This window comes from Eubacterium sp. 14-2 (assembly GCF_000403845.2).
GTDB lineage: Bacteria > Bacillota > Clostridia > Lachnospirales > Lachnospiraceae > Petralouisia.
On the sequence record NZ_KE159568.1, the window covers coordinates 1 to 25,742 of the forward strand.

Annotated in this window: 21 protein-coding genes; 3 read left to right on the forward strand and 18 right to left on the reverse strand. The window is 47.5% G+C overall.

Going from position 1 to position 25,742, the window contains the following annotated elements; all coding sequences use genetic code 11:
• The first annotated feature begins 410 nt into the window (after nucleotides 1-410).
• The gene (locus C805_RS17270) at nucleotides 411-2,837 is read left to right on the forward strand and encodes a heavy metal translocating P-type ATPase (RefSeq protein WP_016215225.1); all 2,427 of its coding nucleotides are present in this window, start codon (nucleotides 411-413) and stop codon (nucleotides 2,835-2,837) included.
• 157 nt (nucleotides 2,838-2,994) lie between these two features.
• On the opposite strand, the gene deoC is transcribed toward C805_RS17270, so the two are convergent.
• From deoC to C805_RS17300, 6 genes are all read right to left on the reverse strand, one after another.
• A complete protein-coding gene (deoC, locus tag C805_RS17275) occupies nucleotides 2,995-3,645 on the reverse strand; it encodes a deoxyribose-phosphate aldolase (RefSeq protein ID WP_016215226.1) in 651 nt (216 codons plus the stop codon).
• Between the two features lie 91 nt (nucleotides 3,646-3,736).
• Nucleotides 3,737-5,104: a DNA repair protein RadA gene (gene radA / locus C805_RS17280; protein WP_016215227.1), complete on the reverse strand. Its 1,368-nt coding sequence runs from the start codon at nucleotides 5,102-5,104 to the stop codon at nucleotides 3,737-3,739.
• An 83-nt stretch (nucleotides 5,105-5,187) separates the two neighbouring features.
• Nucleotides 5,188-5,604 (reverse strand): hypothetical protein, encoded by a 417-nt coding sequence (locus C805_RS17285; RefSeq protein WP_016215228.1) that lies wholly within the window; start codon nucleotides 5,602-5,604, stop codon nucleotides 5,188-5,190.
• Between the two features lie 126 nt (nucleotides 5,605-5,730).
• Nucleotides 5,731-8,184 (reverse strand): ATP-dependent Clp protease ATP-binding subunit, encoded by a 2,454-nt coding sequence (locus C805_RS17290; protein ID WP_016215229.1) that lies wholly within the window; start codon nucleotides 8,182-8,184, stop codon nucleotides 5,731-5,733.
• Nucleotides 8,185-8,221: 37 nt separating this feature from the next.
• On the reverse strand, nucleotides 8,222-8,593 hold the full coding sequence (locus C805_RS17295; protein WP_016215230.1) for a GntR family transcriptional regulator: 372 nt from the start codon (nucleotides 8,591-8,593) through the stop codon (nucleotides 8,222-8,224).
• Between the two features lie 15 nt (nucleotides 8,594-8,608).
• Entirely contained in the window at nucleotides 8,609-10,711 is a 2,103-nt protein-coding gene (locus C805_RS17300) for a cadherin-like beta sandwich domain-containing protein (protein WP_016215231.1), read from the reverse strand.
• Between the two features lie 195 nt (nucleotides 10,712-10,906).
• Here C805_RS17300 and C805_RS17305 point away from each other — a divergent pair, with 195 nt between their 5' ends.
• The gene (locus C805_RS17305; RefSeq protein WP_016215232.1) at nucleotides 10,907-11,146 is read left to right on the forward strand and encodes a hypothetical protein; all 240 of its coding nucleotides are present in this window, start codon (nucleotides 10,907-10,909) and stop codon (nucleotides 11,144-11,146) included.
• Nucleotides 11,147-11,148: 2 nt separating this feature from the next.
• Here the strand turns inward: C805_RS17305 and C805_RS17310 are convergent, their stop codons facing one another.
• The 6 genes from C805_RS17310 to C805_RS17335 form a co-directional block, all read right to left on the reverse strand.
• Entirely contained in the window at nucleotides 11,149-11,787 is a 639-nt protein-coding gene (locus C805_RS17310; protein ID WP_016215233.1) for an ABC transporter permease, read from the reverse strand.
• Nucleotides 11,784-12,584 (reverse strand): ABC transporter ATP-binding protein, encoded by an 801-nt coding sequence (locus tag C805_RS17315; RefSeq protein WP_016215234.1) that lies wholly within the window; start codon nucleotides 12,582-12,584, stop codon nucleotides 11,784-11,786. The genes C805_RS17310 and C805_RS17315 overlap by 4 nt, the downstream gene beginning before the upstream one ends.
• Entirely contained in the window at nucleotides 12,547-13,446 is a 900-nt protein-coding gene (locus C805_RS17320) for a glycine betaine ABC transporter substrate-binding protein (RefSeq protein ID WP_016215235.1), read from the reverse strand. The genes C805_RS17315 and C805_RS17320 overlap by 38 nt, the downstream gene beginning before the upstream one ends.
• A gap of 23 nt (nucleotides 13,447-13,469) precedes the next feature.
• On the reverse strand, nucleotides 13,470-14,105 hold the full coding sequence (locus C805_RS17325) for an ABC transporter permease (RefSeq protein ID WP_016215236.1): 636 nt from the start codon (nucleotides 14,103-14,105) through the stop codon (nucleotides 13,470-13,472).
• A gap of 54 nt (nucleotides 14,106-14,159) precedes the next feature.
• Entirely contained in the window at nucleotides 14,160-15,833 is a 1,674-nt protein-coding gene (locus C805_RS17330) for a M3 family oligoendopeptidase (protein ID WP_016215237.1), read from the reverse strand.
• Between the two features lie 296 nt (nucleotides 15,834-16,129).
• Nucleotides 16,130-17,530, reverse strand: coding sequence for an ECF transporter S component (locus tag C805_RS17335; protein WP_016215238.1), 1,401 nt, complete (start codon nucleotides 17,528-17,530; stop codon nucleotides 16,130-16,132).
• Between the two features lie 219 nt (nucleotides 17,531-17,749).
• On the opposite strand from C805_RS17335, the gene C805_RS17340 reads away from it, so the two are divergent.
• The gene (locus C805_RS17340) at nucleotides 17,750-18,973 is read left to right on the forward strand and encodes a 6-phosphofructokinase (RefSeq protein ID WP_016215239.1); all 1,224 of its coding nucleotides are present in this window, start codon (nucleotides 17,750-17,752) and stop codon (nucleotides 18,971-18,973) included.
• Nucleotides 18,974-19,077: 104 nt separating this feature from the next.
• Here C805_RS17340 and C805_RS17345 read toward each other — a convergent pair whose 3' ends face one another.
• The 6 genes from C805_RS17345 to C805_RS25360 all read right to left on the reverse strand — a co-directional run bounded on the left by C805_RS17345 (nucleotide 19,078) and on the right by C805_RS25360 (nucleotide 25,741).
• Nucleotides 19,078-19,932 (reverse strand): ZIP family metal transporter, encoded by an 855-nt coding sequence (locus tag C805_RS17345; protein WP_016215240.1) that lies wholly within the window; start codon nucleotides 19,930-19,932, stop codon nucleotides 19,078-19,080.
• Between the two features lie 89 nt (nucleotides 19,933-20,021).
• Nucleotides 20,022-20,957 carry an alpha/beta hydrolase gene (locus C805_RS17350; RefSeq protein WP_016215241.1) on the reverse strand — a complete coding sequence of 312 codons (936 nt, stop codon included), beginning with the start codon at nucleotides 20,955-20,957 and terminating at the stop codon, nucleotides 20,022-20,024.
• 23 nt (nucleotides 20,958-20,980) lie between these two features.
• Nucleotides 20,981-21,649, reverse strand: coding sequence for a DUF6320 domain-containing protein (locus tag C805_RS17355; RefSeq protein ID WP_016215242.1), 669 nt, complete (start codon nucleotides 21,647-21,649; stop codon nucleotides 20,981-20,983).
• Complete coding sequence (locus C805_RS17360; RefSeq protein WP_016215243.1) at nucleotides 21,646-22,476, reverse strand: hypothetical protein; 831 nt, start codon at nucleotides 22,474-22,476, stop codon at nucleotides 21,646-21,648. Before C805_RS17360 ends, C805_RS17355 begins: the two co-directional genes overlap by 4 nt.
• On the reverse strand, nucleotides 22,454-22,915 hold the full coding sequence (locus tag C805_RS27575) for a hypothetical protein (RefSeq protein WP_016215244.1): 462 nt from the start codon (nucleotides 22,913-22,915) through the stop codon (nucleotides 22,454-22,456). The genes C805_RS17360 and C805_RS27575 overlap by 23 nt, the downstream gene beginning before the upstream one ends.
• Before the next feature lie 21 nt (nucleotides 22,916-22,936).
• The gene (locus C805_RS25360; protein ID WP_016215245.1) at nucleotides 22,937-25,741 is read right to left on the reverse strand and encodes a PAS domain-containing hybrid sensor histidine kinase/response regulator; all 2,805 of its coding nucleotides are present in this window, start codon (nucleotides 25,739-25,741) and stop codon (nucleotides 22,937-22,939) included.
• Between the last annotated feature and the right edge of the window lies 1 nt (nucleotide 25,742).

A 25,742-nucleotide genomic window follows, 5' to 3' on the forward strand; every position in this document is an offset into this window, starting at 1 on the left:
AAGGTTCCCTCTGTCATCTCCCTCAGGCGACAACTTCTATATCTTAGCACATCTTCGCCTGTCTGTCAATGACTTTTTTCATCTTTTTTTATTTTCTTTCGTCGTTTCCTGTCTGTCTTTTTCGACATCCGCTCTCGACGACAAATGTTATCTTATCACTTTTATTTCCATATGTCAACAGAATTTTCCAGAAAAAATAAAGTAAGTTTTTATTACCGTTTTTTGTCAAATTGTTTGAATTGTCAGTATTTTACTGTTATCTTCTTCCACTCATATTTTTCCTGCCGAAAATCATTCTATTATAATGTAATGGTCCCTCTCAGAAAAGAATGATTTCCATATTGACAAATCATCTGCAATATGCTTTAATATTCATATGAACAATCATTCATATGAAAGGAGGCAGCCTTATGGAACAGGTTGAAAAATATAAGTTAAAAGAACACCATCATAAACAGGAAGATTCCTGCTGCTGCGGACAGGAACACTGCGAACACAGTCATAAACAGGAGCATACTCACGAGCATGAACATCACCACGGACACACTCACGAGCATGAACATCATCATGAACATGACGGTTCCTGCTGCTGTGGACAGGAACATACTCATCAGCCGGTGCAGCATCCGGATGCCGACCATGCAAAAGGTATCCGTTTCACCTGCCTGGTAGAAAATCTGGGCTGTGCCAACTGCGCAGCCAAAATGGAGCGGCGTATCAATGAACTGCCGGAAGTAAATGCCGCTGTTCTTACTTTCGCCACAAAACAGCTTCGTGTAGCCGTTACACCGGAAGGAGCGAAAAAGGAAGACGCCCTGATTGCAAAATTTCAGGAAATCTGTGCTTCCATTGAATCTGAGGTTGTGGTGACCAGACAAAGTTCTTCCCAAAAAGGAAAAAAATCCCTTTCTGTTTCTGAGCAGGAGCTTTCAGGAAAACATCCCTTCCGTAAACAGCAGATGGATCTTATCTCTGTTATAACCGGAGCGCTTTTGTTTATTGCCGGAGAAATTCTGGAACACGCAGGTATGGAAGGGGCTCTCCTGCCTTCCGTGATTTTTGTAATTTCCTATCTTATTCTCGGCGGGCAGATTGTACTGACTGCTCTTAAGAATCTGTGCAAAGGACAGATTTTTGATGAAAACTTTTTAATGAGTCTTGCAACACTGGGTGCGTTTGCCATAGGAAATTTTCCGGAAGCGGTGGGAGTTATGCTGTTTTACCGTATTGGAGAATATTTTGAAGAGGCGGCAGTTTCACGCAGCCGTTCCCAGATTATGGAAGCCGTGGACTTACGCCCGGAAGTTGTCAGTCTTGTAATCGGAAATGATACGAAAGTAATTGACGCTGAAGAAGCCCGGCCAGGAGATATTCTGCTGGTCCGCCCTGGCGACCGCATTCCGCTGGACGGCGTTGTGCTGGAAGGAGAAAGCCGCCTGGATACCTCTCCCATTACCGGAGAACCGGTTCCGGTCAAAGCCGGTGTGGGGGATGCTGTTACCTCCGGCTGCATCAACACTTCCGGTCAGTTAAAAATTCAGGTGGAAAAATCACTGGAACATTCCATGGTTACCAGAATCCTGGACTCTGTGGAAAATGCTGCTGCCAGTAAACCTGAAATTGACCGGTTTATTACCAGATTTTCCAGAATTTATACTCCTTTTGTGGTGATTGCGGCACTGGCTACGACAGTCATTCCCTCTCTCATTACCGGAGACTGGAACCACTGGATTTACACCGCACTGACATTTCTTGTTATAAGCTGTCCCTGTGCCCTTGTTTTAAGCGTGCCTCTGGCATTCTTTTCCGGCATTGGCGCCGGCTCCAGACAGGGAATCTTATTCAAAGGCGGTGTGGCTATTGAAGCTCTGAACCATATTTCCACGGTTATTATGGATAAAACCGGCACCGTCACAAAAGGAAATTTCGTGGTGCAGCAGATCATCCCTTTCCAGGACTATTCTGAAGAAGAAGTGCTGCAACTCTGCGCCAGCCTGGAGCAGCATTCCACCCATCCCATCGGTGTAAGCATTACTGCTGCCGCCCGTGAAAAAAACCTCCTGCCTGAAGAGGCTGTTTCCCTGAAAGAACTGGCAGGCCACGGAATTCAGGCAACACTGTCCTCCGGAGAGGTTCTGGCAGGCAACCGGAAGCTGATGGAAAAATTCCATGTGGATCTGTCCGAATGCACACAGGCTGTATATGGAACAGAGATATTTCTTGCAGTCCGGGGAGTTCTGGCCGGATATCTGGTGATTTCCGATACCATCAAGCCGGAATCTGCCAGAGCAGTTGCCGATCTGAAACGTCTCCATATCACAACTGCCATGCTGACAGGAGATGCACTGGAAAGCGCCCTGGAAGTTGCCGGCAAAACCGGCATAGAGCAGGTACATGCGCGGCTGCTTCCGGAAAATAAACTGGAAAAACTGCAGGAAATCCGTAAGGCAAACGGTTCCGTCATGTTTGTGGGAGACGGGATCAACGATGCCCCTGTTCTGGCAGGAGCCGATGTGGGAGCCGCCATGGGAAGCGGTGCAGACGCAGCCATTGAAGCTGCAGACGTGGTATTTATGACTTCTGACATGGGAGCTGTGCCCAATTCCATCTCCATAGCAAGAACCACGACCCGGATTGCCTGGCAGAATGTAGTCTTTGCTCTGGCAGTCAAGGCGCTGGTTATGGTTCTCGGCCTTGCCGGATATGCCTCCATGTGGATGGCAGTATTTGCAGACAGCGGCGTGGCCATGCTCTGTGTCCTGAATTCCATTCGTATCCTGTATCAGAAGAACAAAGCGGGCAAGCCCACTTCAGCTCCCCTGACCCATCACTCATGATGGGCCTGGACGGTTTGCTGCGCCGGGTGCGGTCACGCAGTGACATCTTCTATTCGCACGAGTGTGCATATTATTTTTCTTCTATAGAAAGACACTTTCACGCTTTAGCGTGACAAGGTCTTTCCTTATAGAAGAAAAAAGCGGGCAGCCTTTTGCTTTATTCAGCTTTTGCCAGTTTTATCACCCGGCTGGTACCGAGACGTGCGGCTCCCAGACGGATATATTCTTCCGCATCTTCAAAAGAAGCAATTCCTCCTGCCGCCTTTATCTTTACTTCCGGGCCGATATGCTCCCTGAAAAGTTTTATGTCAGCAAAAGTAGCCCCTGCTGTGGAAAACCCTGTGGAAGTTTTGATAAAATCTGCTCCTGCACTGGTTACGGTTTCACACAGTTTCTGTTTCTCTTCTTCTGTCAGCAGACAGGTTTCCACTATTACTTTCAGAATTTTCCCCTGACAGGCTTTTTTCAGAATTCGAATTTCCTCTTCCACCAGATCAAACCGCCCGTCTTTTACCCAGCCCAGATTGATGACCATATCAAGTTCACCGGCTCCGTTGGCAACGGCGTCTCTGATTTCAAATTCTTTTACAGCCGTGGTATTATAACCATTGGGAAAACCAATGACGGTGCAGACTTCCATTCTGTCTCCCAGATATTCCCGCGCCTGCTTCACATAAGAAGGCGGAATGCAGACGGAAGCAGTGCCATATTTCAATGCGTCCTCACAAATCTGCTGAATTTCCTGCCAGGTGGCTGTCTGATTTAACAATGTATGATCTGTTTTTACATAAATTTCTGTTCTGTCCATTTCTTTCCTCCTGTATCTCTTACCCTGATTTCCAGACAAATGGGTGAAATCCCCTTATCTTTCCCTGCCTTTCCTCTCTCCGGCTTCCGGTCTACATCTGCCGGATGGCTTCGCCAATGGTTCCTGCCCCGATGATTTTTATTCCTTTGGTATCTGTCAGCCCCGGAATGGACACTTTGGGCAGGATACATGTCTTAAATCCCAGTTTCCGTGCTTCCGTCACCCGCTGCTGGGCCATCTGGACCGCACGCACCTCGCCGCTTAATCCCACTTCCCCAAAGCAGATAATTTTCTCATCTATTGCCTTGTCCCGGAAACTGGAAGCCAGAGCCATCACAATTCCCAGATCTATGGCCGGTTCATTCATTCGTATGCCTCCTGCAATATTCACATAAGCGTCACAGGCAGACAGAGACATCCCCGCCCGCTTCTCTAACACCGCCATCAGAAGGTTTACCCGGTTTAAATCCGTTCCGGCTGCTGTCCTCCTTGGAATTCCGAAATTGCTGTGACACACCAGTGCCTGGATTTCCACCAGTATGGGCCTTGTACCCTCCATGGAACAGGCAACCACAGATCCGGAGGCTCCCTGCGGCTTGCCGTTCAGCATAAACTCCGATGGATTTTTCACCTCTGCAAGCCCTTCTTCCCGCATTTCAAATACGCCGATTTCATTGGTAGAACCAAATCTGTTCTTGACCCCCCGCAGAATCCGGTAGGAAGCATGACGGTCTCCCTCAAAATAAAGTACCGTATCCACCATATGCTCCAGTACTCTGGGGCCTGCCACTACCCCTTCTTTCGTTACATGGCCTACAATAAAAATCGTTATCTCCATGCCTTTTGCAATCTGCAAAAGCCTTCCGGTGGTCTCCCGGACCTGAGACACGCTTCCTGGGGCAGCGCTGATTTCCTCACTGTATATGGTCTGAATGGAATCAATAATCACCACCTGGGGTTTCTGGCGCTCCACCACCTGTTCAATCCGCTCCATGCCTGTTTCACAGAACAGCTGCAGGTTATCTGAAAACTGCCCGATCCTCTGGGCCCGCATTTTAATCTGCTGCAGAGATTCCTCTCCGGAAATATACAGCACTTCTAAAGTTTCTGCCAGATTCCTGCATACCTGCAGCAAAAGAGTGGATTTTCCAATCCCTGGGTCTCCGCCCACCAGCACCAGGGAACCAGGCACGATTCCGCCGCCCAGCACCCGGTCCAGTTCTCCAAACCCTGTCTGCATCCGGGTTCCGGACTGTATATCGATTTCTGATATTCTGGCGGTTTTCAGCTCTTCTTTTCCTCCCGGAGCGCTTTTTATTTTTCCTGCGGCTTTTTTCTCCAGAGCTTCCTCCACAAAGGTATTCCACTCCCGGCAGCCCGGACACTGCCCCATCCATTTAGAAGACTCATATCCGCAGGACTGACAGAAATACACCGTAACCTTTTTTCCCTTTGCCATGTTTTATCCTCTTCCTGTATATGATACAGGGCATTCCGAAAGCCTGCTGAGCTGACTTACGGAATGCCCTTACTGTCTGTATGTTATCCAACTTTTTCAATCTGAACAGCAACCGGAGTGTCTTCATTCAATTCCACGCTGAGACTTAATTTTCCACCCAGATTCGTCTTCATATGGCCTGCATTCACGCCATCCACCACCACTTCATATTCTGCCTGTTCTTCCAGCTCCAGGGTAATCTGTGCGTCTTCTGCTCCTTCTACCTGGAACGCAACGCCGCTGTCTGTTACCTGAAGCTGACTCACTGTGGTCCCCGGTACAGATTCGTACACGAACATGCCGTTTCGCTCCAGCTTGGTGATTTCCTGAAAAGTCTTTACCTTATACAGGTCCCCGCCAAACTCAAAATTATCTGCTTTTGCTTTGGAAGCCAGTCTGTAATTCCCAAAACTTAAAGTTCCATTGTTTTCTGTACGAATCAGTTCTTCTACTACAGCCATTTTTTTATCCTCCTGTTGAAATTGTCTGCTTTCCTGACACCATTAATTATATAATAAATCCTCTGGTTTTGCCAGCAATATTTTACTTACTTTTGCAGCAGTAACCTTTCCCCTCCGGCTGAACTGTTATTTATTTCTGACAGTAAAGGTAATTTCCTTTTTGTGCATGGCGGCTTCCACCGTATCTTTGGCCTTTACCCTGCCGGAAAGGATTTCCTCCGCCAGTCCGTCTTCTATTTTGTTCTGAATCATCCTGCGCAGAGGCCGCGCGCCATATTTCGGCTCATAGGCTGTGTCCACAATATGGCTTTTTACCGTTCCGGTAATATGAAGCTCAATTCCCATCTGGGTTTTGCAGCGCTCAATCAGGGTTTTGGTCATCAGGGTTACAATTTTCTTCATATCCTCTTTGGTCAGAGCATGGAACACAATGGTCTCGTCAATACGATTCAGAAATTCCGGCCGGAAAATTCTGCGCACTTCCTCCATTACGCTGTCTTTCATCCGGTCATAATTGTGCTTTGCATCCTCCACAGAAGCAAATCCCAGTGCTTTCGGTTCAATGATGGACTGGGCCCCCGCATTGGACGTCATAATAATAATGGTATTTTTAAAATCTGTCTTTCTGCCCTGGGCGTCGGTAATGTGACCGTCATCCAGCACCTGCAGCAGGATATTGAATACATCCGGATGGGCTTTTTCAATTTCATCAAAAAGGATGACAGAATAGGGATTCCGTCTTACTTTCTCACTCAGCTGTCCGCCCTCGTCATACCCCACATATCCTGGGGGAGAACCAATCATTTTGGATACGCTGTGTTTTTCCATATATTCCGACATGTCCACCCGCACCATGGCAGATTCGCTGCCGAACATGGCTTCTGCAAGGGCTTTGGAAATCTCTGTTTTGCCCACGCCAGTGGGCCCCAGAAACAGGAAAGAGCCAATGGGACGGTTGGGGTCTTTTAAGCCTACTCTGCCCCGGCGCACTGCCTTTGCCACAGCAGACACCGCCTCTTCCTGACCAATCACCCGTTTGTGCAGTACGGATTCCAGTTTCCGCAGTCGGGCAGATTCTTCCTCAGCCAGCCGCTTTACGGGAATTTTCGTCCACTGGGACACTACTTCGGCAATTTCGTTTTCCCCTACTTCCGCTCTTTTACGTTTCATGGATTTTTTTGCTTTTTTCTGCAGTTTCTCATACTCTGCCTGCAGGGCTTCCTTCTCTTTGCGCAGCTCTGAGGCTTCCTGAAGTTCCATTTTCTGAATGGCTTCTTCCATTTCCTCCGTAACCCGGTTGATTTCTATACGGATATCCTGCAGATTTGTGGAGGTTTTCACTCCTTCCAGACGCACCTTTGCCGCCGCCTCATCCATCAGATCTATGGCCTTATCCGGCAGAAAACGGTCGGAAACATACCGGTCGGAAAGTTTTGCCGCCGCCTCCAGCCCCTCGTCGGTAATGACCACCTGATGATGCTTTTCATAAAATCTGCGCAGCCCTTTCAGTATTTCCAGCGTCTGCTCTATGTCCGGTTCTTCCACCATAACCGGCTGGAACCGCCGCTCCAGCGCTGCGTCCCGTTCAATATATTTCCGGTACTCTTCCACAGTTGTTGCACCAATCATCTGAAACTCTCCCCGTGCAAGATGAGGTTTCAGAATGTTGGAGGCATCCATGGCTCCCTCTGCGCCTCCGGCGCCGATAATGGTGTGCAGTTCATCCATAAACAGCAGGATATTTCCGGCTCCCACCACTTCCCGTATTACCTTTTTAATCCGCTCTTCAAATTCTCCCCGGTATTTGGAGCCGGCAATCATACTGGAAAGATCCAGCGTAATCACTCGTTTTCCGGCTACGGATTCCGGTACAAGTCCCAGGGAAATCTGCTGGGCCAGCCCTTCCGCAATGGCAGTCTTGCCCACCCCCGGCTCTCCAATGAGACAGGGATTATTTTTACCTCGTCTGCTTAAAATCTGAATCACACGGCGTATTTCTTCTTCCCTTCCAATGACCGGATCCAGCTTACCTTCCACAGCCATTCTGGTCAGATCTCTGGAATACTGATCCAGAACCGGCGTGGCTTCCAGGCTGCGTTTTCTTCCTTTGGCAGATTTCAGTTCTTCTCTGGAAAAACTGCCTTCTTCTCCCATGGCCACCAGTAAATCAATATAAAGTTTCTGCAAATTAACGCCCATGGTGTTCAAAAGGCGCACTGCGGCAGATTCATTTTCTTTGATAATTGCCAGCAACAGGTGCTCGGTACCTGTCTCACTGCTGTTAAAGTGGCCTGCTTCCTTCTCTGCTGTATCCAGTATTTTCTGGGTTCTGGGAGTATAGCCGTCCCCGTCCAGCAAAGCAGTCCCCTCTCCCGGGGCAATCAGTTCTTCAATCAAATCCAGCAGTTTTTTCTCCTCAAGATGGTTATCTGCCAGAACTTTTGCTGCCACTCCGGTTCCCTCCTGAAGCAGTCCCGCCAGTATGTGTTCCGTACCCACATAATTATGCTGCAGCTTTTTGGACAGCCTGGCTGCCAGTTCCAGAACTTTTCCTGCCTGGGACGTATATTTTTTATGCATTCGCTCCTCCTGTCAACACAGCAAAAGCTGCGTTCCGTTAAAATTCATATTCATCCAGTATCGCATCTGTCAGCTGATGTATTTCTTCTCTGGAAATATTTTTACAGACTGCCTTTGCCAGGATTACCTGCAGGGTTTCCTGCAGTTCCCGCACTGCCTGGCTTTTATCTTCCTCCAGAAAAATAACAGCGCCATTTCTCCGGTCCAGGCGGATAAATCCCTCCTGTCGTAATACATGATATGCTTTATTTACGGTATGCATGTTAATTCCGATGCTTTCTGCAAGCCGACGTACTGAGGGCAGGGACTCCCCTTCCTGATACTGATTTGTGGCTATTCCCTGCACAATCTGGTTGCGCAGCTGCATGTAGATGGCCTCATCACTGTTAAAATCAATTTCTATATACATGTATACACCTGTCTTTTATAAATCTTCCAGATCAATCACTTCAAAATCATCCTCTAATTCCAGATTCTTCCGCACATCTGTCATTACAGGCTTATCCGGTCCCTTCGGTGCTTCTGGTTTTCTTTTGGTTTCCATCATTCTGGGCGGCTCCAGTTTTTTGGGCGGCTCCACCTTTCTGGGCGGCTCAATTTTTCTGGGGATTTCCAGTTTCCGATGAATGTCCGGCTGACGGACAGACTCCGCTCCCCTGGGTGCTCCTTTCCCTGCCGGCAGTTCTGATTTTATTACAGGTTCCGGATTTCCTGGTATTTTCCCGCTTCCGGAAGGCTCCGGCTTTTTCACAGGTTCCGGCTTCCTGATGGGTCTGGTCTCCTGGCTCAGTTTCTTTCCCTGCCTGGATTTGGGCCTTTCTTCTTCCTCTTCGTAATCCTCCTCATTGTCTTCGGATTTCCGTCTGCTCAGAAGAAATTTACGCTGTCTGGGAGGGAATTCTTCTTCCTCTTCATATTCCTCCTCATCGTCTCCCCTTCCACGGAGTATCAGATTTACAATCACCACAAGCAGCACTGCGATGACAAAAACCATAATGGCTGTATTTCTTGTGGCGCTTTCTTTTTTCTCATTAAACTGTTCTTCCAGATCTTTATAGGCGCTCTGCAGTCCCTGCAGCTCCACACTGTCTGTTCCGCTTTCCGATTCCTGAGGGGTTTCCGGGGCTGCAGCAGCCTGCACATGGCGCTGGAAAGAATTTTCCGCCGCATCGTACTGATACCATCCCACATTTCCATGGCTGCTGGCAGCATACACCAGAGAAAATTCCGGCAGTTCCTGAACCGGAGCAGCCGTTTCTCCTTCCGGAACTGCAGCCTCTCCTTCGGGATTTTCCGCCGGAGCCGCTGCTGCGGGCGCTGCGGCAGCATTTACAAACACCGGCACATTTTCATAGCCTGCCAGCGTTCCTGCAGCCTGTGTATATTCTGCTGAAAGTCCCGGCTCTGCCGGCGGATTTAACAGAATCAGATAATTTTCTCCCATCTCCACTTTCCGGAAAGGGTACACTGCTCCGCTGGCTTCTTCAAATACCGCAAGGGTATTCTTAACCTCCGTACTGGGGGTGGTAAGATAAACCAGCATCAGAGGCGCTTTGTCAAAAAGCAGGCCTTCTGCCTGCTGACCGTTGCAGGTAGTAGTGGTTTTTGTGAAATCCTGCGGTATCACATCTTCCGGAATAGATGCTGCCAGATTAAAAGAATGGCCGTTCAGGGTAATTCCCTGTGGATTTTCCGTGGTATTCTCCGGTGTGGGGTTTTCCGTCTCTCCCTCCGGATTATCCGTCTGGGTTTCTCCTGCCCCGCCTCTGGTCACCACAATTTTATAAGTAGCAGTGGTGCCGTTTTCTGCTTTTACTGTGATACTTATGGTATTCTGTCCTGGTTTTAAATCTGTATGCCCGGTGATGGATTCTATGGTTGCTTTTTCATTGGAAGGTTTTGCATCCACTGAAATACTGGTAACGTCCTCTCCCACGGCTGCCGTATAATTTGTCTCAGAATACTGAAAGGCCGGAGACAGCGTGCCTGGCGAAATTTTCAGTGAGGCAAGACTGTTATCTTCCGATTTGGTCCCGTCTGCCGGGTCATCCGCAGTTCCGTTGCTGTTCTGCTGCCCGTTTCCTGCCCCTGTGCCGTTGTTTACCGTCAGTTTCGTTCCGCCGGCTGTAAGTTCTCCGTATTCTACGGTTCCGTCGCTGACATTAACCCCGTTGGAGCCGCTGACTGTCACTGCTGCAACTCCGGCGGCCGTAGCCTTCAGGGTAATGGACGCCGTATTGGCCGATACGCCCACATAGCCTCCTTCTCCGCCTGAATAGGAAGATTCACTGCAGCTTACAAAAGACAGTTTTCCGCTGTCGTAATTAAACCCCAGTTTCGCAATTGCTTTCTCTCCGTCTGGGCCGGCTGCCCAGGCGGTTACCGTTACCTGATCTCCCACATTTAACGTGGAGGAGGATACGGAAATTGTCACTGTACCTGCCGCATGAACCCTGACGGGCCAGAACAGACCGGTGAGCAGCATAAGGGATAATAAAATACCTGTTATCTGTTTCGTTCTTCTCATATAACACACCTTTCTTCTGTTTTATCATTCATATCTCTTATATTTTTACATAATCTCCCATGATTAACATTACCATTATAATTTTCTCCATCCCGTATTGTCAAGTTTGAACATTAAGAATTCACGAAAGTTTCCGATAAATGTATTACAGACAGAATTTATTATATGATTTTTTCGTAAAGGAAGGTGCTTTTCATGATATATCATATGACGCGGATGCTGGATTCCATGGAAAATGCCATGAAGCTGCAGATGCAGGCAAAGGCTGAACAGAGAGCTGAGAAAGCAAAACAGGAAGAAGAAGCATTTCGTGAGAAACTTATGCGTTCCGCCTCCTGTAAAATGGAACTTGACGCCAGTGCTTCCACGGTAAAGGGAATGGAAGACGCTGTGCGCAGGGATCAGCTTGCAATCATGATTATGGCAGGACTGTAAGCTCACTGCTTACCTCCTGCTTCCCCCTTTTCTCTCCACAGCTTTTCCAGCTTTTTCAGACCCACATCTGCACTCAGTGCTATCACCATACTTAATATGGTTCCCCATACAATTTTGTACACATTCATGGTACGCAGTCCCGAAAATAATACGGTACCAAGGCCGCCTGCATTGATAGTGGCGGCAATTGTGGCAATTCCCGTAGTGGATATCACCGCAAGGCGGATACCGGTCAGAATGGAAGGCATGGCCAGCGGAATCTGTATCATGCGTGCCAGCTGCCACCGGCTCATTCCCATTCCGTACCCGGCTTCCAGTACCGTGGCGTCAATATTCCAGATTCCCGCCAGAATATTCCGTATCAGCAGATACTGGTTATATACCACCAGTACAAGAACTGCTGTCCGGTTCCCCAGCCCGAACAGCGGGATCAGAATTGCAAACAGCGCCAGGCTGGGGATGGAATAAACAGCGCTGAATATCTGAACCACCAGATTGGAAACCCATTTCCGCCTTAAAATCAGACATGAAAGAAAGGAAGCCAGTATCAGGGAAAAAAACAGCGTGATAAACACAAGGTACAGATGTTCCATAAATGCTTTTCCGAACAAATCCAGATGTTCCACAAAATACCGTATCATACGTTCTCACCTTTCCCCATATCTGCTGTCCGCAGCAGTTCTTCCACAAATTCATCTGCCGGATGGGCCTGAATCTCCTGCGGTGAAGCAAACTGCAGAATTTTCCCCTGATTCATCACGAGCACTTTTGTTCCAAGTTTCCATGCCTCCCGGATATCATGGGTGACAAAGAGGTATGTTCTCCCTGACTGTTCCTGAATCTTTTTCAGTTCCGTCTGAAGTATTTCACGGTTGATGGCGTCAATGGCTCCGAAAGGCTCATCCAGCAGCATAAGGGGCGGATCTGCAATCAGAGCCCTTGCAATGCCCACTCTCTGCTGCTGCCCGCCGGACAGCTGAGCCGGATAGCGGTTTCGGTACTCTTCCGGCTCCAGAGCCACCAGACGCAGCATTTCGTCCACCTTCTGCTCCGTTTTCTTTTTTTCCCATTTCAGGATTTTCGGAATGGTGGAAATATTCTCTTTTACGGTCATATGGGGGAATAATCCCACCTGCTGAATCACATAGCCAGTCTTTCTTCTCAGCAGCACCGGATTCTGCTCCCGTATATTTTCTCCGAACAGTAAAATGTCTCCTCTGTCCGGCTCACAGAGCCGGTTGAGCATTTTAATCAGCGTGGTTTTTCCGCATCCGGACGAGCCAAGCACCGTCACAAATTCTCCTTCTGCTATACGGATATTCACATCGTCCAGCGCAGGACCGGTCATACCCGGAAACTGTTTTTCCACATGTATCAGCTCTACTGCGATTTTTCTGTCTTTATTTTTTGATGCTTTCGTAGAATTCTCTCGCAACATCTGCGTACTCCTCTTTGTCGATTTCAACTTTTGCATTTAACCCGGTAATATTCTCTGTGGTAAATTCCGCGCTGATTTTATTGAGAATGTCAGCAATATCCGGATGTTCTTCCAATACGTCGTTACGGACAACCGGAGCCAGATTATAAGGGGGCCATACATGTTTGTCATCCTCCAGCAGCGTAAACTGTTCTTCCACCAGCCTGCCTTCTGTGGTATAAACGGGGGCCACATCGGCTTCATCATTTTCCAGAACCTGATATTTTAAGGCATTGCTGTAGATATTGCTGGATTTCCACTCAAAGGGCCCGTACACTGCTTCCAATGCCGGAATTCCGTCCGAACGCTCATCAAATTCCCCCTGAGAAGCAAACCTCAGTTCTCCTGCATGCTGCTGTAAATCAGAAATAGTGGAAATTCCATATTTTTCCGCCGCTTCCGTGCGGATGGCAAGGCCCTGCCCGTCATTTGCCGCTGAATATTCCAGCCAGGTAAGCTGATACTGTTTGTCATAGGCTTCCTTTACCGTGTCATACACTTCCTGCTCGTCTGTGAGAGGATCCATGCCCAGCACTGTCAGCAGCCCTGTTCCCGTGTACTCCGGATATATATCAATTTCATCACTGGTAATGGAGGCATGTATCACAGAAGATGAAATATTGAACTTCCGTTCTACTTTATATCCTGCATCCTCCAGAGCCAGTGCATAGATTTCCGTTACGATTTCATTTTCGGTAAGGTCTTTGGAGGCAATTCGAATCAGTTTGTCAGAATCACCGGAAGAACCGCATCCGGCCAGAACCCCGGCTCCCAAAATACCTGCCAGCAGCGCCATACCTGCTTTTTTCATAATCTTCTTCATTATCTTCCTCCTGTTGTAAATGTTCAGTTGCAGAGATATCTTGTCTGATATCGGTAAATACGGTCCAGTACATAACCTGTAAGCAGAGATAAAACTGCCACGGAAACCCCTCCGATGTACAGAAGGTCCATCCGCATCAGTCCCAGCCCTGTAAAAATAATATCGCCCAGTCCTCCGGCTCCGATATAAGAAGCCAGAGTGGCGCTTGCAATCACTTCCACCGCCGCTGTCCGGATTCCCGCATACATGACAGGAAAAGCCAGCGGCAGCCTGACACAAAAAAAGCACCTTGTCCGGCTCATTCCCATGGCTTCTGCCGCCTCCAGAATTTCCTCCGGCAGGGACCGGAATCCCTGTACGGTATTCATCAGAATGGGCGGAACAGCCAGAATAGTCAGTGCAGTCACCGCAGGTTTTATCCCGGTTCCCATAACCGGAATGCACAGCAGCAGCACTGCAAGGCCGGGCATAATCCTGAGCACCCCGAAAAAACGTTCCAGAAAAAGCTGCAGTTTTTCATAATGAGAACACAGAATTCCCAACGGAACTGCAAGTAAAATGGCAAGCAGCACCACACCTGCACTGATTCCCATATGCTCCAGCAAAAGGTGCAGAAATTCTGCTCCGTTTGCAGAAAAGTATTCCATTATCTTATCCATATATGCCTCCCTGCTTATCATATCCTTTTTCTGACTTCCCATTCCTGTTTTCTGTTACAGTACCAGTTTTTCAAAATGCTCCACCAGTTCCTGAATACACCCGTCTGCAAAAGGATTTTTCAGTCCGGCTTCTTCCAGCATGGGCACATAGAATTTCCGTGCTGATATCCTGCACAAAGCCAGATAACTTTCCCAGGCTTCTTTGTAATTCAGGTCCATTTTCATTTTATACTGGAGGGCGCAGACCGTGGACAGACAGTAATCAATGTAATAAAACGGATTCTGAAAAATATGGCCCTGCCTCTGCCACCATCCTCCGTTTCCGAAAAACGGATCATCCTCATAGTTCATATGGGGGCGGTATTCCTGCTCCAGCTTTTTCCATACATCCTTGCGTTCCGCCGGAGTCAGTTCCGGATGCTCATAGACAATATGCTGGAACTCGTCCACCATACAGCCATAGGGCACAAAACAGATTCCGTCTTCCAGATGCATAAGGCGATAATCCTCTGCCCGGCTGCCAAAAAACTGCTCCATCCATTTTTCCGTAAAATATTCCATGGCCATGGAATGGATTTCTGCTGTCTCCATGGTAATATCCAGATATTCCTGAATCTCTTCTTTCCGCACCAGATAGCCCTGAAACGCATGTCCGCATTCATGGGTAATCACATCCACATCCCCGCTGGTTCCGTTGAAATTGGCAAAAATAAAGGGAGATTCAAATTCCGGAAGGTAATCCATATAACCGCCCTGCACTTTGTTTTTTCTGCCAAGCACATCCAGCAGTTCATTTTCCATCATAAAATCAAAAAATTCTCTGGTCTCGGGAGACAGTTCCCGGTACATTTCCTGCCCTTTGGCCAGAATTTCCTCCGGAGTGCCTTCCGGTTCAGGATTCCCGTCTGCAAAAAACATATTATTATCAATATAAGAAAGTTTTTCAAGTCCCAGGCGTTTCCGTCTGTTTTCATGGATTTTCGTGGCCAGAGGCACAATGTATTCCTTTACCTGCCTGCGGAAATTTTCCACCTCTTTTTGGCCATAGCTGTTCCGGTGCATCCTGCAGTAACCCAGGGGAATATAATTCTCATAGCCCAACTGTCTGGCCTGTTCTGTGCGGTTCTTTACCATCTCATCATAAATATTGTCAATTTCTCCGGTTATGCTCATAAAATAATCGCTGACGGCTTTCCATGCCTGTCTTCTGACATCCCGATTGGTATCTGACATAAATTTCCCCATTCGGGACAGATTGCAGATTTCTCCGTTAAAGGATATTTCCGCTGAGGCAATCAGTTTGGAGTATCTGCTGGCCAATGCATTCTCCTCCTGCATCAGAGGAATCAGTTTTTCGTCCATGGCCTTAAAATCCAGCTCCATATTTTTAAAAGCCACCGGCCCGATTTTTTCTTCCAGGTAAGACCTGTATGGGGATTCCCACAATACTTTGTGATACTCGTTATCCAGATTTTCCAGCACGGGTCTTACCTCGTCATAAAATTTCTGTTCTTTCTCATAGTATTCATCGGCTGTATTAATATCATGACGAATGATGGCCAGAGTCCTGCAGGTTCTGATGTGGTCATTCAGTTTATAATATTCTCTGTGGATTTCGAACTGTTCTTCTCCTCCGGACGCTTCTTTCTGGCGCTGTGTCAGGGAATGCATGGCTGCTTCTGTCTCTTCTCTGTCCAGTCTCTGATATGGCATTTCTGAAAATTTCATGATTATCCTCCGTTCTGTTATTTAATATCTCTCGATATTATACCATATTTTTCCTGCCAGTATATGACTAAATTCAGCTTTTCTTCATCTGCCGGCAATTTCTTCAGATAAAAAAGATTGCGCAGCAATAAACATCAACCCCGCGAGCTGCGCATCATTGTTTTTTTATTCTATAGGAAATCCAGCGGAATTTCCTATAGAATAAAAAAACAAAAAACCAGGTGACAGAATTATAATTCCCATCTCCTGGTCTTTCATTTCATGGTTTCGGCAAAATGCCTGATTCCGTAAAAATTCTATGTTTCCATGTCTTCGTCCGCTTCTTCAGAAGTACATGTTTTCATCACATAACAGGCCCGGCCATTTTCTTTCGCCCTGTACAGCATATGATCTGTTTCTGCCAGTATATGGGCCACATTCCGGGGAAATGCAAACTGACAGGCGCCGATACTGCAGCTCACCTTTTTATTCGGCAGTATACCGGAAATCGCCTTCAGAAACTGTTCCAGCCGCCGGTCCATCTCCTCACAGGTCATGGAACTCTCGATGATAACAGCAAATTCATCTCCGCCGATTCTTCCCACAGTTCCATGTTCTTCAAAGGTATTCTGAAGCTCTCCCGCAATTTTTCTTAAAACCCGATCCCCGGCAGAATGTCCCAGAGTATCATTGATTTCCTTAAAATAATCCACATCCACAAACAGAAACCAGCCCGTTCTTTCCTGTGCCGCACCGACATCTTTCTGCGCTTTCTCACAATGGTAAAGAAACATTCTTCTTCCCATTACACCGGTCAGTCCGTCCATCTCTCCCTGATACTCTTTGTAAGACATGTATTTGTAAATGGAAATCAGCAGGATAACCGAAATCATATTCAGCGCCAGAGAAGCCACCAGAAACTGTATCTGCAAATGGAACAACTCAGATGAAATCCGGTCAGATACCACTATCCCATGCTGTTCCAGCATATAGGATTCTCTCTGTGAAAAATAAACTGCCGCGGAAACAGCCATACACAGCAGAAAGCATTCAAACCCGGCAAAAAATATGTTCATTTTTCTGGAAGCATAAGGATTATTTCCTGACTGATCAATACACTGTCTGACTTTCTGAACAGTATCTTTCTGATAAAAACCCCACAGCGCTTCCACCACAATAACGCAGACTGCCGCAAAAAAAGCATCGTCCCAGTCATAATGAAAGGCACTGGTGTAATGATACCCAAGTTCCGGAAATAAAAATCCCATGGCAGAATAAACCAGTAAAGAATGTATCTTTGGGGCAATTACAGAAAATATACCAATCCACAGGCCACCGTATTTTCTGTTTCGCATGGCGCGGAATGCAATTCCCACAAGAAGTCCAAACAATGCTCTTGTTCCCACACTCAGCAAAATACTGTTCATGGGAGAACTGCTCAAAAATGGAGAAAACACCGCATCTGCAGGCAAAACGTAAGAAGCAGACGCCTTATACATACTGGCGACTCCGAAAACAACTCCCATAAGTACTGACTGCTGCGGCCCAAACAGGCATCCTGCCACCAGAATCGGAAGATATGCCGCTGTAACGGAAATAGGCGGTATATGAATATATCCTAAAAAAGTAAAGGACATCAGAAGTTCAATCGCAACCAGAATCCCGAAAAAATAACGGTCAAAACAGGAATCACCCCGCAATTTTTTTACTACCTTCATTCAATATACCTCTCCTGTCATTCTGTATCACAATGATTTCACTGCCCCGTCATTTAATCTTAAATGATATTTTCTGTTCATAAACAGTTAAGTAAGTATATCCTGTTTTCCATGAAAAGTCAAATATCAAATAAAATACCTTTCATATTTGTTTGCCTTTTTCTTCAAAATATAATAAAATTTAGTTCGTATAATCAGTATATAAAAAGGAGAATTCACATGAAAAATTGTATTGTTGCCCAGTCCGGAGGTCCCACAGCCGCTATCAATGCCAGCCTTGCAGGCGTGATTCAGGGCATTCTGGATCATCCCGATTACGAGCATATTTACGGCGCCCTTAACGGGATTACGGGGATTCTGGAAAAACGTTTTCTGGATCTTACAGACGATTTCAGAGACCAGGAAACCATTCACCGTCTGATGGTAAGTCCGGCCATGTACCTGGGCTCCTGCCGTTATAAACTGCCAGAACCGGAAGACGGCAAAGACACCTATGAATTTATTTTCAGGGTATTTCAGGAACTGGAAGTCGCGGCATTTTTCTATATTGGAGGAAACGATTCCATGGACACCGTGGACAAACTTTCTGCATATGCGGCCTCCATGAAAAGTCCCGTCCGTATTATCGGTATTCCCAAAACCATTGACAATGATTTATGTGTGACGGACCATACGCCTGGTTTTGGTTCAGCCGCCAGATATGTGGCCTCCTCCATGCTGGAAATTTTCCATGACATTGCCATTTACAATATGAAAAGCGTCACCATTGTGGAAATTATGGGACGTGACGCCGGATGGCTGACTGCCGCCGCTGCCCTGGCCCGGAATGAATACTGCGCCGCCCCGCACCTGATTTACCTGCCGGAGCGTCCTTTTGACACGGAAAATTTTCTGGACGATGTGAGAAGCCTTCTCCAGGAATACGACAATGTGATTGTTGCTGTTTCAGAGGGAATCCGGGATAAAAACGGAGAATATATCAGCGCCTCCGGAGGAACCACTGACAACTTTGGCCACAGCCGCCTGAGGGGAGCCGGCAAAACTCTGGAATATCTGGTGGAAGACCGGCTGGATGTAAAAGTACGTTCCATTGAATTCAATATTCTGCAGCGCTGCAGCTCCCTGGCCTCTTCCCGGACAGATCTGGATGAATCTTTCCGGCAGGGCATTCACGGTGTCTCTCTGGCTGCCCAGGGAAACACCGGCCGGATGGTAATCCTTCGGCGCACCGGTGACGATCCTTATCAGACTGTCTGCAGCGACGCACCGGTATCCGAGATTGCCAACCAGGTAAAATCTGTTCCTGCAGAATTTATCAATACCCAGGGAAATGATGTGACGGATAAAATGATTTCCTATTTAAGGCCCCTGATTCAGGGAGAATCGGAAATTACTTTTGAACAGGGACTTCCCTGCTATCTTCCCATTCCCCATCTCCTGTAAAAGAAAAAATCAGTCATACGGATACAGAGTCCTTTCCCTCCGTTTTCTCACACAACGGAGGGAATCCTATGATGTGGCTGAAATGGGCTCCCGCTTTGTTCTGTTCAGCCCAGTGCCACATCCAGCACCATCATAATCAGAAAACCGGTCATAACTCCAATGGTTCCCACATTGGATGACTCGTCAGGCTGAGCCTGGGGTATCATTTCATCTGCCACCACATAAATCATGGCTCCTGCTGCAAATGCAAGCAGCCAGGGCATCAGCGGAACGACTGCTGCCGCTGTGAGGAATACAAGAATTCCGGCCAGGGGTTCCACCAGCCCGGAAAGACAGCCGGTGAGAAAGGCTTTCATGGTTCCTGCACCGGCCTGCCGAACCGGCAGAGAGATGGCGGCTCCTTCCGGGAAATTCTGAATCCCGATTCCCATGGCAAGACCCATGGCGGAAGCCAGATACACCGGATCCTGAGGATGCTGCCCCGCCAGGACGAAAGCAAGGCCTACCGCCATGCCCTCCGGGATATTATGCATTGTAACTGCCAGTACCAGCAGTTTCGTCCCGTCTTTCTTTTTCCGTGTCTCTTCACTCCCTCTTTCTTCTGCAAGGCAGCAGGCTGCACGGCAGTCTCTGGAAAAGAAGGGGCTGCATTCCCGGCAGTCTCCATGAAACCAGGGTAATGTCTTATCCACCAGATACAGAAAACATCCGCCCAGAGCAAATCCGGCTGCGGGCGGCAGCCAGGCAGGCATTCCCAGCTCGCTGCTCTGTTCCATGGAAGGAATCAGCAGAGACCAGACGGAGGCTGCTATCATAACACCGGAGGCAAATCCCAGAAAAGCCCGGTTCAGTTTTTCACCAATGGTTCCGCGGAAGAAAAACACCAGTGACGCCCCCAGAGAAGTCATCAGAAATGTGAATCCGGTACCGTAAAGTACCTGCACTAATATATGAATCATAAAAACTCCATTGCTGCATTTCTATTACTCTATGCAGAAAGGAGTTTATTTGTTATTCTTAAGGACTGGCCTGCCATGCAGAAACCATATTAAGTTTTCCGGCTAAAATCCCGTTTGCCTGTTACCACTTCAAAGTATCTGCCGATTTCCTTCCAGGCTTCCACAGACTCCGGCATCATCATCATTCCCATCTGAAATACATGAAACATGCCTTCGTATATGCTCAGACGAACTTTCACTCCCCGCTGCTTCGCCTTATAGGCTACCACAACAGAATCACTGAGCAGCATCTCCATGGAGCCAGCCTGAATCAGCATGGGCGGAAATCCCTGGTATTCTCCGAACATGGGGGAAATATAAGGCTCTCTTGGGTCATGCCATCCCACATAATCCCGGTTATAAATCAGGCTGTCCCTGGTTTTTCCAAACAATGGATCCCGTTCATAATTATCTTCATAGGAAGGCCCGCTGGCTGTCAGGTCCGCCCAGGGAGACATGAGAATCAGGCCCCCTGGCAGCCGCCTGTTGCGATCCTTCAGATACATGCAAAGAGCCAGCGCCAGACCTCCTCCTGCCGAATCTCCGGCCACGATAATCTGTCTGCTGTGCCATCCTGCCCGTTTCAGCCAGTCCCAGGCAGCCGCTGCGTCCTCCAGGGCTGCAGGATACGGGTCTTCCGGAGCCACCCGGTAATCAATGGTGAGCACGCTCATGCCTCTGCTGACTTCACAGTAAAGGCCTGCAAAAGAACGGTAGGCATTACGCATGGCTCCGATGTATCCCCCTCCGTGAAGCTGCAAAATCACATAGTCCTTTCTCGGTGACTCTTTGCTGCACAAATACTCCATCTGAAAATTCGGCATTCCGATTTCCTCCAGGTAAAAACAGTCCGGACAGTGCCATTTAGGCTCCACCAGATTCTTCCGCAGCTCTCCTGTCTTTATTTTTCTTCCAATCAGATTGTCATTGGCCACATGGGCAATCATGTCACGAATCACTTTTCCCCTGACGCTGACTTCTCTCATAATTCCTCCTCCGGCCCGCTCCCCTACACATGGAACCTCCGTTTTAATTCTGCCTTTGCCCGTCGTTCTCCGAAAATCAGCGTGCCCAGCAGCATACACAGAGATACCGCCAGAGCCACCAGGGAAAACATGGGCCTGGTGATAATCCCAATCCACAGCAGCACCATACAGACAACCGAAACCAGCGCTGTAAAAATCTGCATCAGAATATAACTCTGCCAGTTAGAGGCATTTACGATCATCAGGCTGCCGATGGTAAAGTCCAGCAGAAGCACTGCACCCGGCAACGCATAATTTACAGACCAGCCCCTGTACCCTACAATATAGTCCGCCGCAATCACAAGGAGCACAGCCCCCACCACCTGCACAACAATCACCGTCTGATACCCCTTATTTTTCTGCAGAGAATATTTCAGGGTAATATAAAAATACAGAATACAGATGCCGCTGACCGCCGACCACCAGACTCCGTGAAAATTCAGATAATTTACAATAATCATCGTCACTTCCGTGATAATAGCCAGAAAGCTGTACAGCCTTACAATAAAATTCAGTTTCCGCACGGTAGATTTTACATCCGGATAACCGGTGCACGTTCCCGGCTCCCCGGATATTTCCAGAACACTGCTGCACAGAGGGCAGACTCTGGTATCATCCAGAATTTCCACCCGGCATTTTTTACATTCTCTCATTCGTCATATACTCCATTCGTCTCAATTCTCACCGGTATTCCATCCTGTGAAAGGCGCCGGAAAAATCTTCGCTGCACAGACACATCCGCCAGATTGCTGCTGATGGTAAATACCAGCGTATCCCGGTAAGAACAGATGGTTCCTTTAATATTCTGCCCTTCAGACATGGACAGAAAGGCCCGGAACCCTTCAATATAGTCCTGATACTCTTCCCGCACCTGAATATTTCCGATATTGGTGACCGTGGTGGTATTGGCAAGGGCACTGCTGTGGTACACATAGCGTATGGCAATATTTTTAATAAAAAGAGGCACTGCCCGCAGGATAAAATTTTTCTCATTGGACACATTGTAAGCAAAAAGATTCTCCAGATGTTCCCTGTTAATCTGGCTGCGCAGGCTCTCCGCCACAATCTGCACCACCTCTTCAAAGGTATAGGTTTCCTTTTCCGGTCGAAAGACAGCTGATATAATCACGAAAAAATTCTTCATGGTAATGGAGTCAAAATAAGGCCGCAGATTTACAGGAACACAGGAACTGACCGGCCGCTTACAGGGCATCCCATGCAGGCATTCCTGATATATGCTCCACAGAAAGGAAGCCACCAGATATTCGTTGACAGATACCCCATATCCGTTGCACACCTTTTTCAGTGCCTTCACAGGCATATATCCGTGCATGACCCCAAGCTGCAGAGGTTTTAGCTTCTCTCCTTTCACCAGGAAAGCACGCTCTGTCTTGTAGCCTTTTTTATGGCCTTTTTTATAATTTTTCAGATAACTGTCCTCCCGGTTCAGGGAAGTATCACTGCACAGTCCATCCCCCATCTTTTCCTGCAGCTCTGAGTGAGCAAGGCGGAGGTACTGATAGGTCAGTTCCTTGAGAAAAGTGATTCCCCCCCATTCCGTCTGTCAGCACATGAAATACTTCCAGATTAATCCTGTTTTTGTAATAGTTGACCCGGAACAGGTAATTTCGGTTCCGATTGGGGGAAATAAACTGGCAGGGATACCGGTATTCTTCTTTCACATCCGGAGCGGGTTTCTGATTTGTCTCAAAATAATACCAGAATACCCCATAGCGCATACGCACCCGAAATACATCGAACCAGGGAAGCACCCGTTCCAGGGCTTCCTGTAAAATCTCCTGTCTGATATTTTCTTTTAAAGTAACGGAAATCCGGTACACATTGCTCATGCTCTCCCCTGCAATTACAGGAAACAGATGGGCTGTATTGTCCAGTTTATCCCATTTTATTTCTGCCATTGTTCGTATACTCCTTATCCCTTACGCCAGCCATTTTGTCAGCACTTTCACAAGAAGCCGGAGATCAATGGGCTTTGCCACATGATCATTCATCCCCGTATGTATGGCTTTCTGCACATCTTCTGAAAAAGCATTGGCAGTCATGGACACTATGGGTATTCTGTCCGAATCCTTCCGGCTGCTGCTGCGGATTTCCCTGGCTGCAGTATAACCGTCCATTACAGGCATCTGAATATCCATAAATACAATATCAAAATATCCCTCTTCCTGCTTCCGGTACAGATCCACCGCTTCTTTTCCATTGTATGCAAGGATTACCTCCAGTTCAAACATCTGCAGGATTTCCATTGCAATTTCAATATTCAGCTCGTTATCCTCTACCAGCAGCACACGTTTTCCGGGGAAAGAAGCATTCTCTTCTCCTGCTTCCGGGTCATCTTCCGCACTGTCCTGCATCTCATCCTGTAAAGGCAGAAACAGTGTAATAATAAATTTTGACCCTTTGTTCAGCTCGCTTTCCACCTGTATATCTCCCTGCATCAGCTGTACCAGATTCCAGGCAATGGTCATGCCAAGCCCCGTACCCTCCAGACTTTCCACACGGGGATCCCCGGAACGCTCAAAGGGTTCAAACAGATTTTTCTGAAATTCTTCTGACATACCGTACCCGTTGTCTTCGATGACAAACCGGTAATATCCGTAATTCTGGTGCAGAGAAGGAAGTTCCTCCACCCGAAAGGCCACATTGCCTTCTTTCTGGGTATATTTCACCGCATTGCCCAGAATATTGTGAAATACCTTCTGCAGGCTCAGATAATCTCCCATTACTTTCCGGTGTTCAATGTTCATGGCCAGTTCAAAATGCTGATGCTTTTCTTCTACTTTTGTCTGGAAAATAGCAGCCGCCTCATCAATCAGTTCTTTCAAATCAAAATCTTCAATTACCAGATTCATCTTGCCGCTTTCAATTCGGCTCATATCCAGCACTTCATTGACCAGGCTGGTAAGATGGTTGCTGGCAATGGTAATTTTATTCAGGCAGTCCACAAGCCGTTCTCTGTCCTCGATATTGGCTTCCGCTATGGCTGTCATTCCCACGATGGCGTTCATGGGCGTGCGGATATCATGACTCATTTTGCTTAAAAATTCGCTCTTCGCCCGGTTTGCCTGCTCTGCCGCCTCAAATGCCTGCTGCAGCGCCTGCCTGCTTTCTTCTTCCATCAGCACCTGCTGCTCAATATCCCGGACGCAGGCAAACAGTTTTGTATGCTCTTCATTGAAATACCGTATGGTACATTCCTTGTGATTTTTTCCTTTTTCTTCCCGTCCCTGGAAATAGTAGCGCACCTCTTCCTCTGTCCGGTCAAGTTCTTCCAGAATGGTCTGAAGGGTAATGGTACGTTCGCGATAGCGCTTCCGGTCCTCGGCACACATGAAAATGTCAATAAACCGTGATTTAATATCTGAAAATGTTCCCTGTTTAATTGGTTCTTTGGGATTGATATGTTCCGCAACCTTTACATCCGTATGACCGTTGAGCACATCAATAATACCAATTCCGTCATACTCTGTGTCCACGGTAAATTTATAGATAGACTGATACCGCTCGTTTTCCCGTTCCATTTTCCGCTGCTGCGTCAGGTCCTCAATAATTCCCACTGCAAAGACAGTCTTCCCCTCTTCATCGAAATTTACGCTGGAAATACTGCATTTGCACCAGAATTTCCCCTGGCAGGAGCTGTAATAGAAATAGTCGTTCTTCCCGCCGTCTCTGATATACTCATGAACCCGGCAAAACAGGTCATAATATTCCTGATCCACCAGCGCCTCTGCAAAATCCCGCTTTACATCTGAAAATTCTTCCGCACATCCGTAATAACGGGCCGTTTTTCCCGGCAGAACAACCTTATTGTCTTTGGGATAATAAAAATATTCCAGGATATTGGTATTTTTCAGGGACATCCGCAGAATCTGCATATTGCCTTCGTAACGATTTTTCAAATATTCCTGATATTCTTTTTCCTGCCGTTTCTGTTCGTCAATGTCCTGAATTGCAATCAGAACTTTCCTGTTCTGAGAAAATCTGGGCATAAAGTAACAGGTAACGCTCACCCAGTGATATTCTCCATTAATATTCCTCCGGTATTCCCGGATGAATTTCTCTTTCCCGCTTTCCATCTGAAATTTCAGATAGTCCAGAGTGATTTCCCTGCGCATCCTGTCCTGATCTTCCGGATGATAAAACTGTACCAGCTCCTGCAGAGCATTCTGCAATATGGATTCTTTCGTAATCATTGATTTTCCTTCGCTGGTCAGATGGACAGGATAGACTTCCTCCCTGTCCACCTCCAGTATCATAACGGAAATATACAGATCTTTCAGGGAAAGGAGCATAGTTTCATTAAAGCTGCGCAGCTTCTCTGTTTCTTTCCGCAGAGAAACCATCTCTGAAATATCCTGATGATATCCCCGGAACCGAACCCCCTTCGTATATCCCCGGTCAAGGGTTCCCCCGCACCGTACATACATTTTTCCCCGTGCGGGATGGTACCAGGGATAACTGATTTCTCCGTGCTGTCCGGAAATCATGGTTCCCACCGCTTCCTCCACAAGGCTTATGGAGGATTTTTCAATCCTCTCATACCAGTGACGGTAACATTCTTCCGGCGTAGGATCTCCCTCAAGGCCCAGCAGTTCCAGCATGGCCCGGTCCGCAAACATACGCTCCGGTTTCCCTTTTTCCACTTCAATGTACCACAATCCGATTTTGGCATCGTAAAGAATGGAACCCATCCTTACATTTTCGTCAAACATTCCATTTTCCATA

Bases quoted from the DNA above. Each gene is read 5' to 3' on its own strand.
- C805_RS17345 (WP_016215240.1), bottom strand. From the start codon at position 19,932: ATGATTCATATATTAGTGCAGGTACTTTACGGTACCGGATTCACATTT.
- C805_RS25360 (WP_016215245.1), bottom strand. From the start codon at position 25,741: ATGGAAAATGGAATGTTTGACGAAAATGTAAGGATGGGTTCCATTCTT.
- C805_RS17270 (WP_016215225.1), top strand. From the start codon at position 411: ATGGAACAGGTTGAAAAATATAAGTTAAAAGAACACCATCATAAACAG.
- radA (WP_016215227.1), bottom strand. From the start codon at position 5,104: ATGGCAAAGGGAAAAAAGGTTACGGTGTATTTCTGTCAGTCCTGCGGA.
- C805_RS17305 (WP_016215232.1), top strand. From the start codon at position 10,907: ATGATATATCATATGACGCGGATGCTGGATTCCATGGAAAATGCCATG.
- C805_RS17290 (WP_016215229.1), bottom strand. From the start codon at position 8,184: ATGCATAAAAAATATACGTCCCAGGCAGGAAAAGTTCTGGAACTGGCA.
- C805_RS17295 (WP_016215230.1), bottom strand. From the start codon at position 8,593: ATGTATATAGAAATTGATTTTAACAGTGATGAGGCCATCTACATGCAG.
- C805_RS27575 (WP_016215244.1), bottom strand. From the start codon at position 22,915: ATGGCAGAAATAAAATGGGATAAACTGGACAATACAGCCCATCTGTTT.
- C805_RS17320 (WP_016215235.1), bottom strand. From the start codon at position 13,446: ATGAAGAAGATTATGAAAAAAGCAGGTATGGCGCTGCTGGCAGGTATT.
- C805_RS17315 (WP_016215234.1), bottom strand. From the start codon at position 12,584: ATGTTGCGAGAGAATTCTACGAAAGCATCAAAAAATAAAGACAGAAAA.
- C805_RS17325 (WP_016215236.1), bottom strand. From the start codon at position 14,105: ATGGATAAGATAATGGAATACTTTTCTGCAAACGGAGCAGAATTTCTG.
- C805_RS17335 (WP_016215238.1), bottom strand. From the start codon at position 17,530: ATGAAGGTAGTAAAAAAATTGCGGGGTGATTCCTGTTTTGACCGTTAT.
- C805_RS17355 (WP_016215242.1), bottom strand. From the start codon at position 21,649: ATGAGAGAATGTAAAAAATGCCGGGTGGAAATTCTGGATGATACCAGA.
- deoC (WP_016215226.1), bottom strand. From the start codon at position 3,645: ATGGACAGAACAGAAATTTATGTAAAAACAGATCATACATTGTTAAAT.
- C805_RS17350 (WP_016215241.1), bottom strand. From the start codon at position 20,957: ATGAGAGAAGTCAGCGTCAGGGGAAAAGTGATTCGTGACATGATTGCC.
- C805_RS17360 (WP_016215243.1), bottom strand. From the start codon at position 22,476: ATGGGGGATGGACTGTGCAGTGATACTTCCCTGAACCGGGAGGACAGT.
- C805_RS17340 (WP_016215239.1), top strand. From the start codon at position 17,750: ATGAAAAATTGTATTGTTGCCCAGTCCGGAGGTCCCACAGCCGCTATC.
- C805_RS17300 (WP_016215231.1), bottom strand. From the start codon at position 10,711: ATGAGAAGAACGAAACAGATAACAGGTATTTTATTATCCCTTATGCTG.
- C805_RS17285 (WP_016215228.1), bottom strand. From the start codon at position 5,604: ATGGCTGTAGTAGAAGAACTGATTCGTACAGAAAACAATGGAACTTTA.
- C805_RS17330 (WP_016215237.1), bottom strand. From the start codon at position 15,833: ATGAAATTTTCAGAAATGCCATATCAGAGACTGGACAGAGAAGAGACA.
- C805_RS17310 (WP_016215233.1), bottom strand. From the start codon at position 11,787: ATGATACGGTATTTTGTGGAACATCTGGATTTGTTCGGAAAAGCATTT.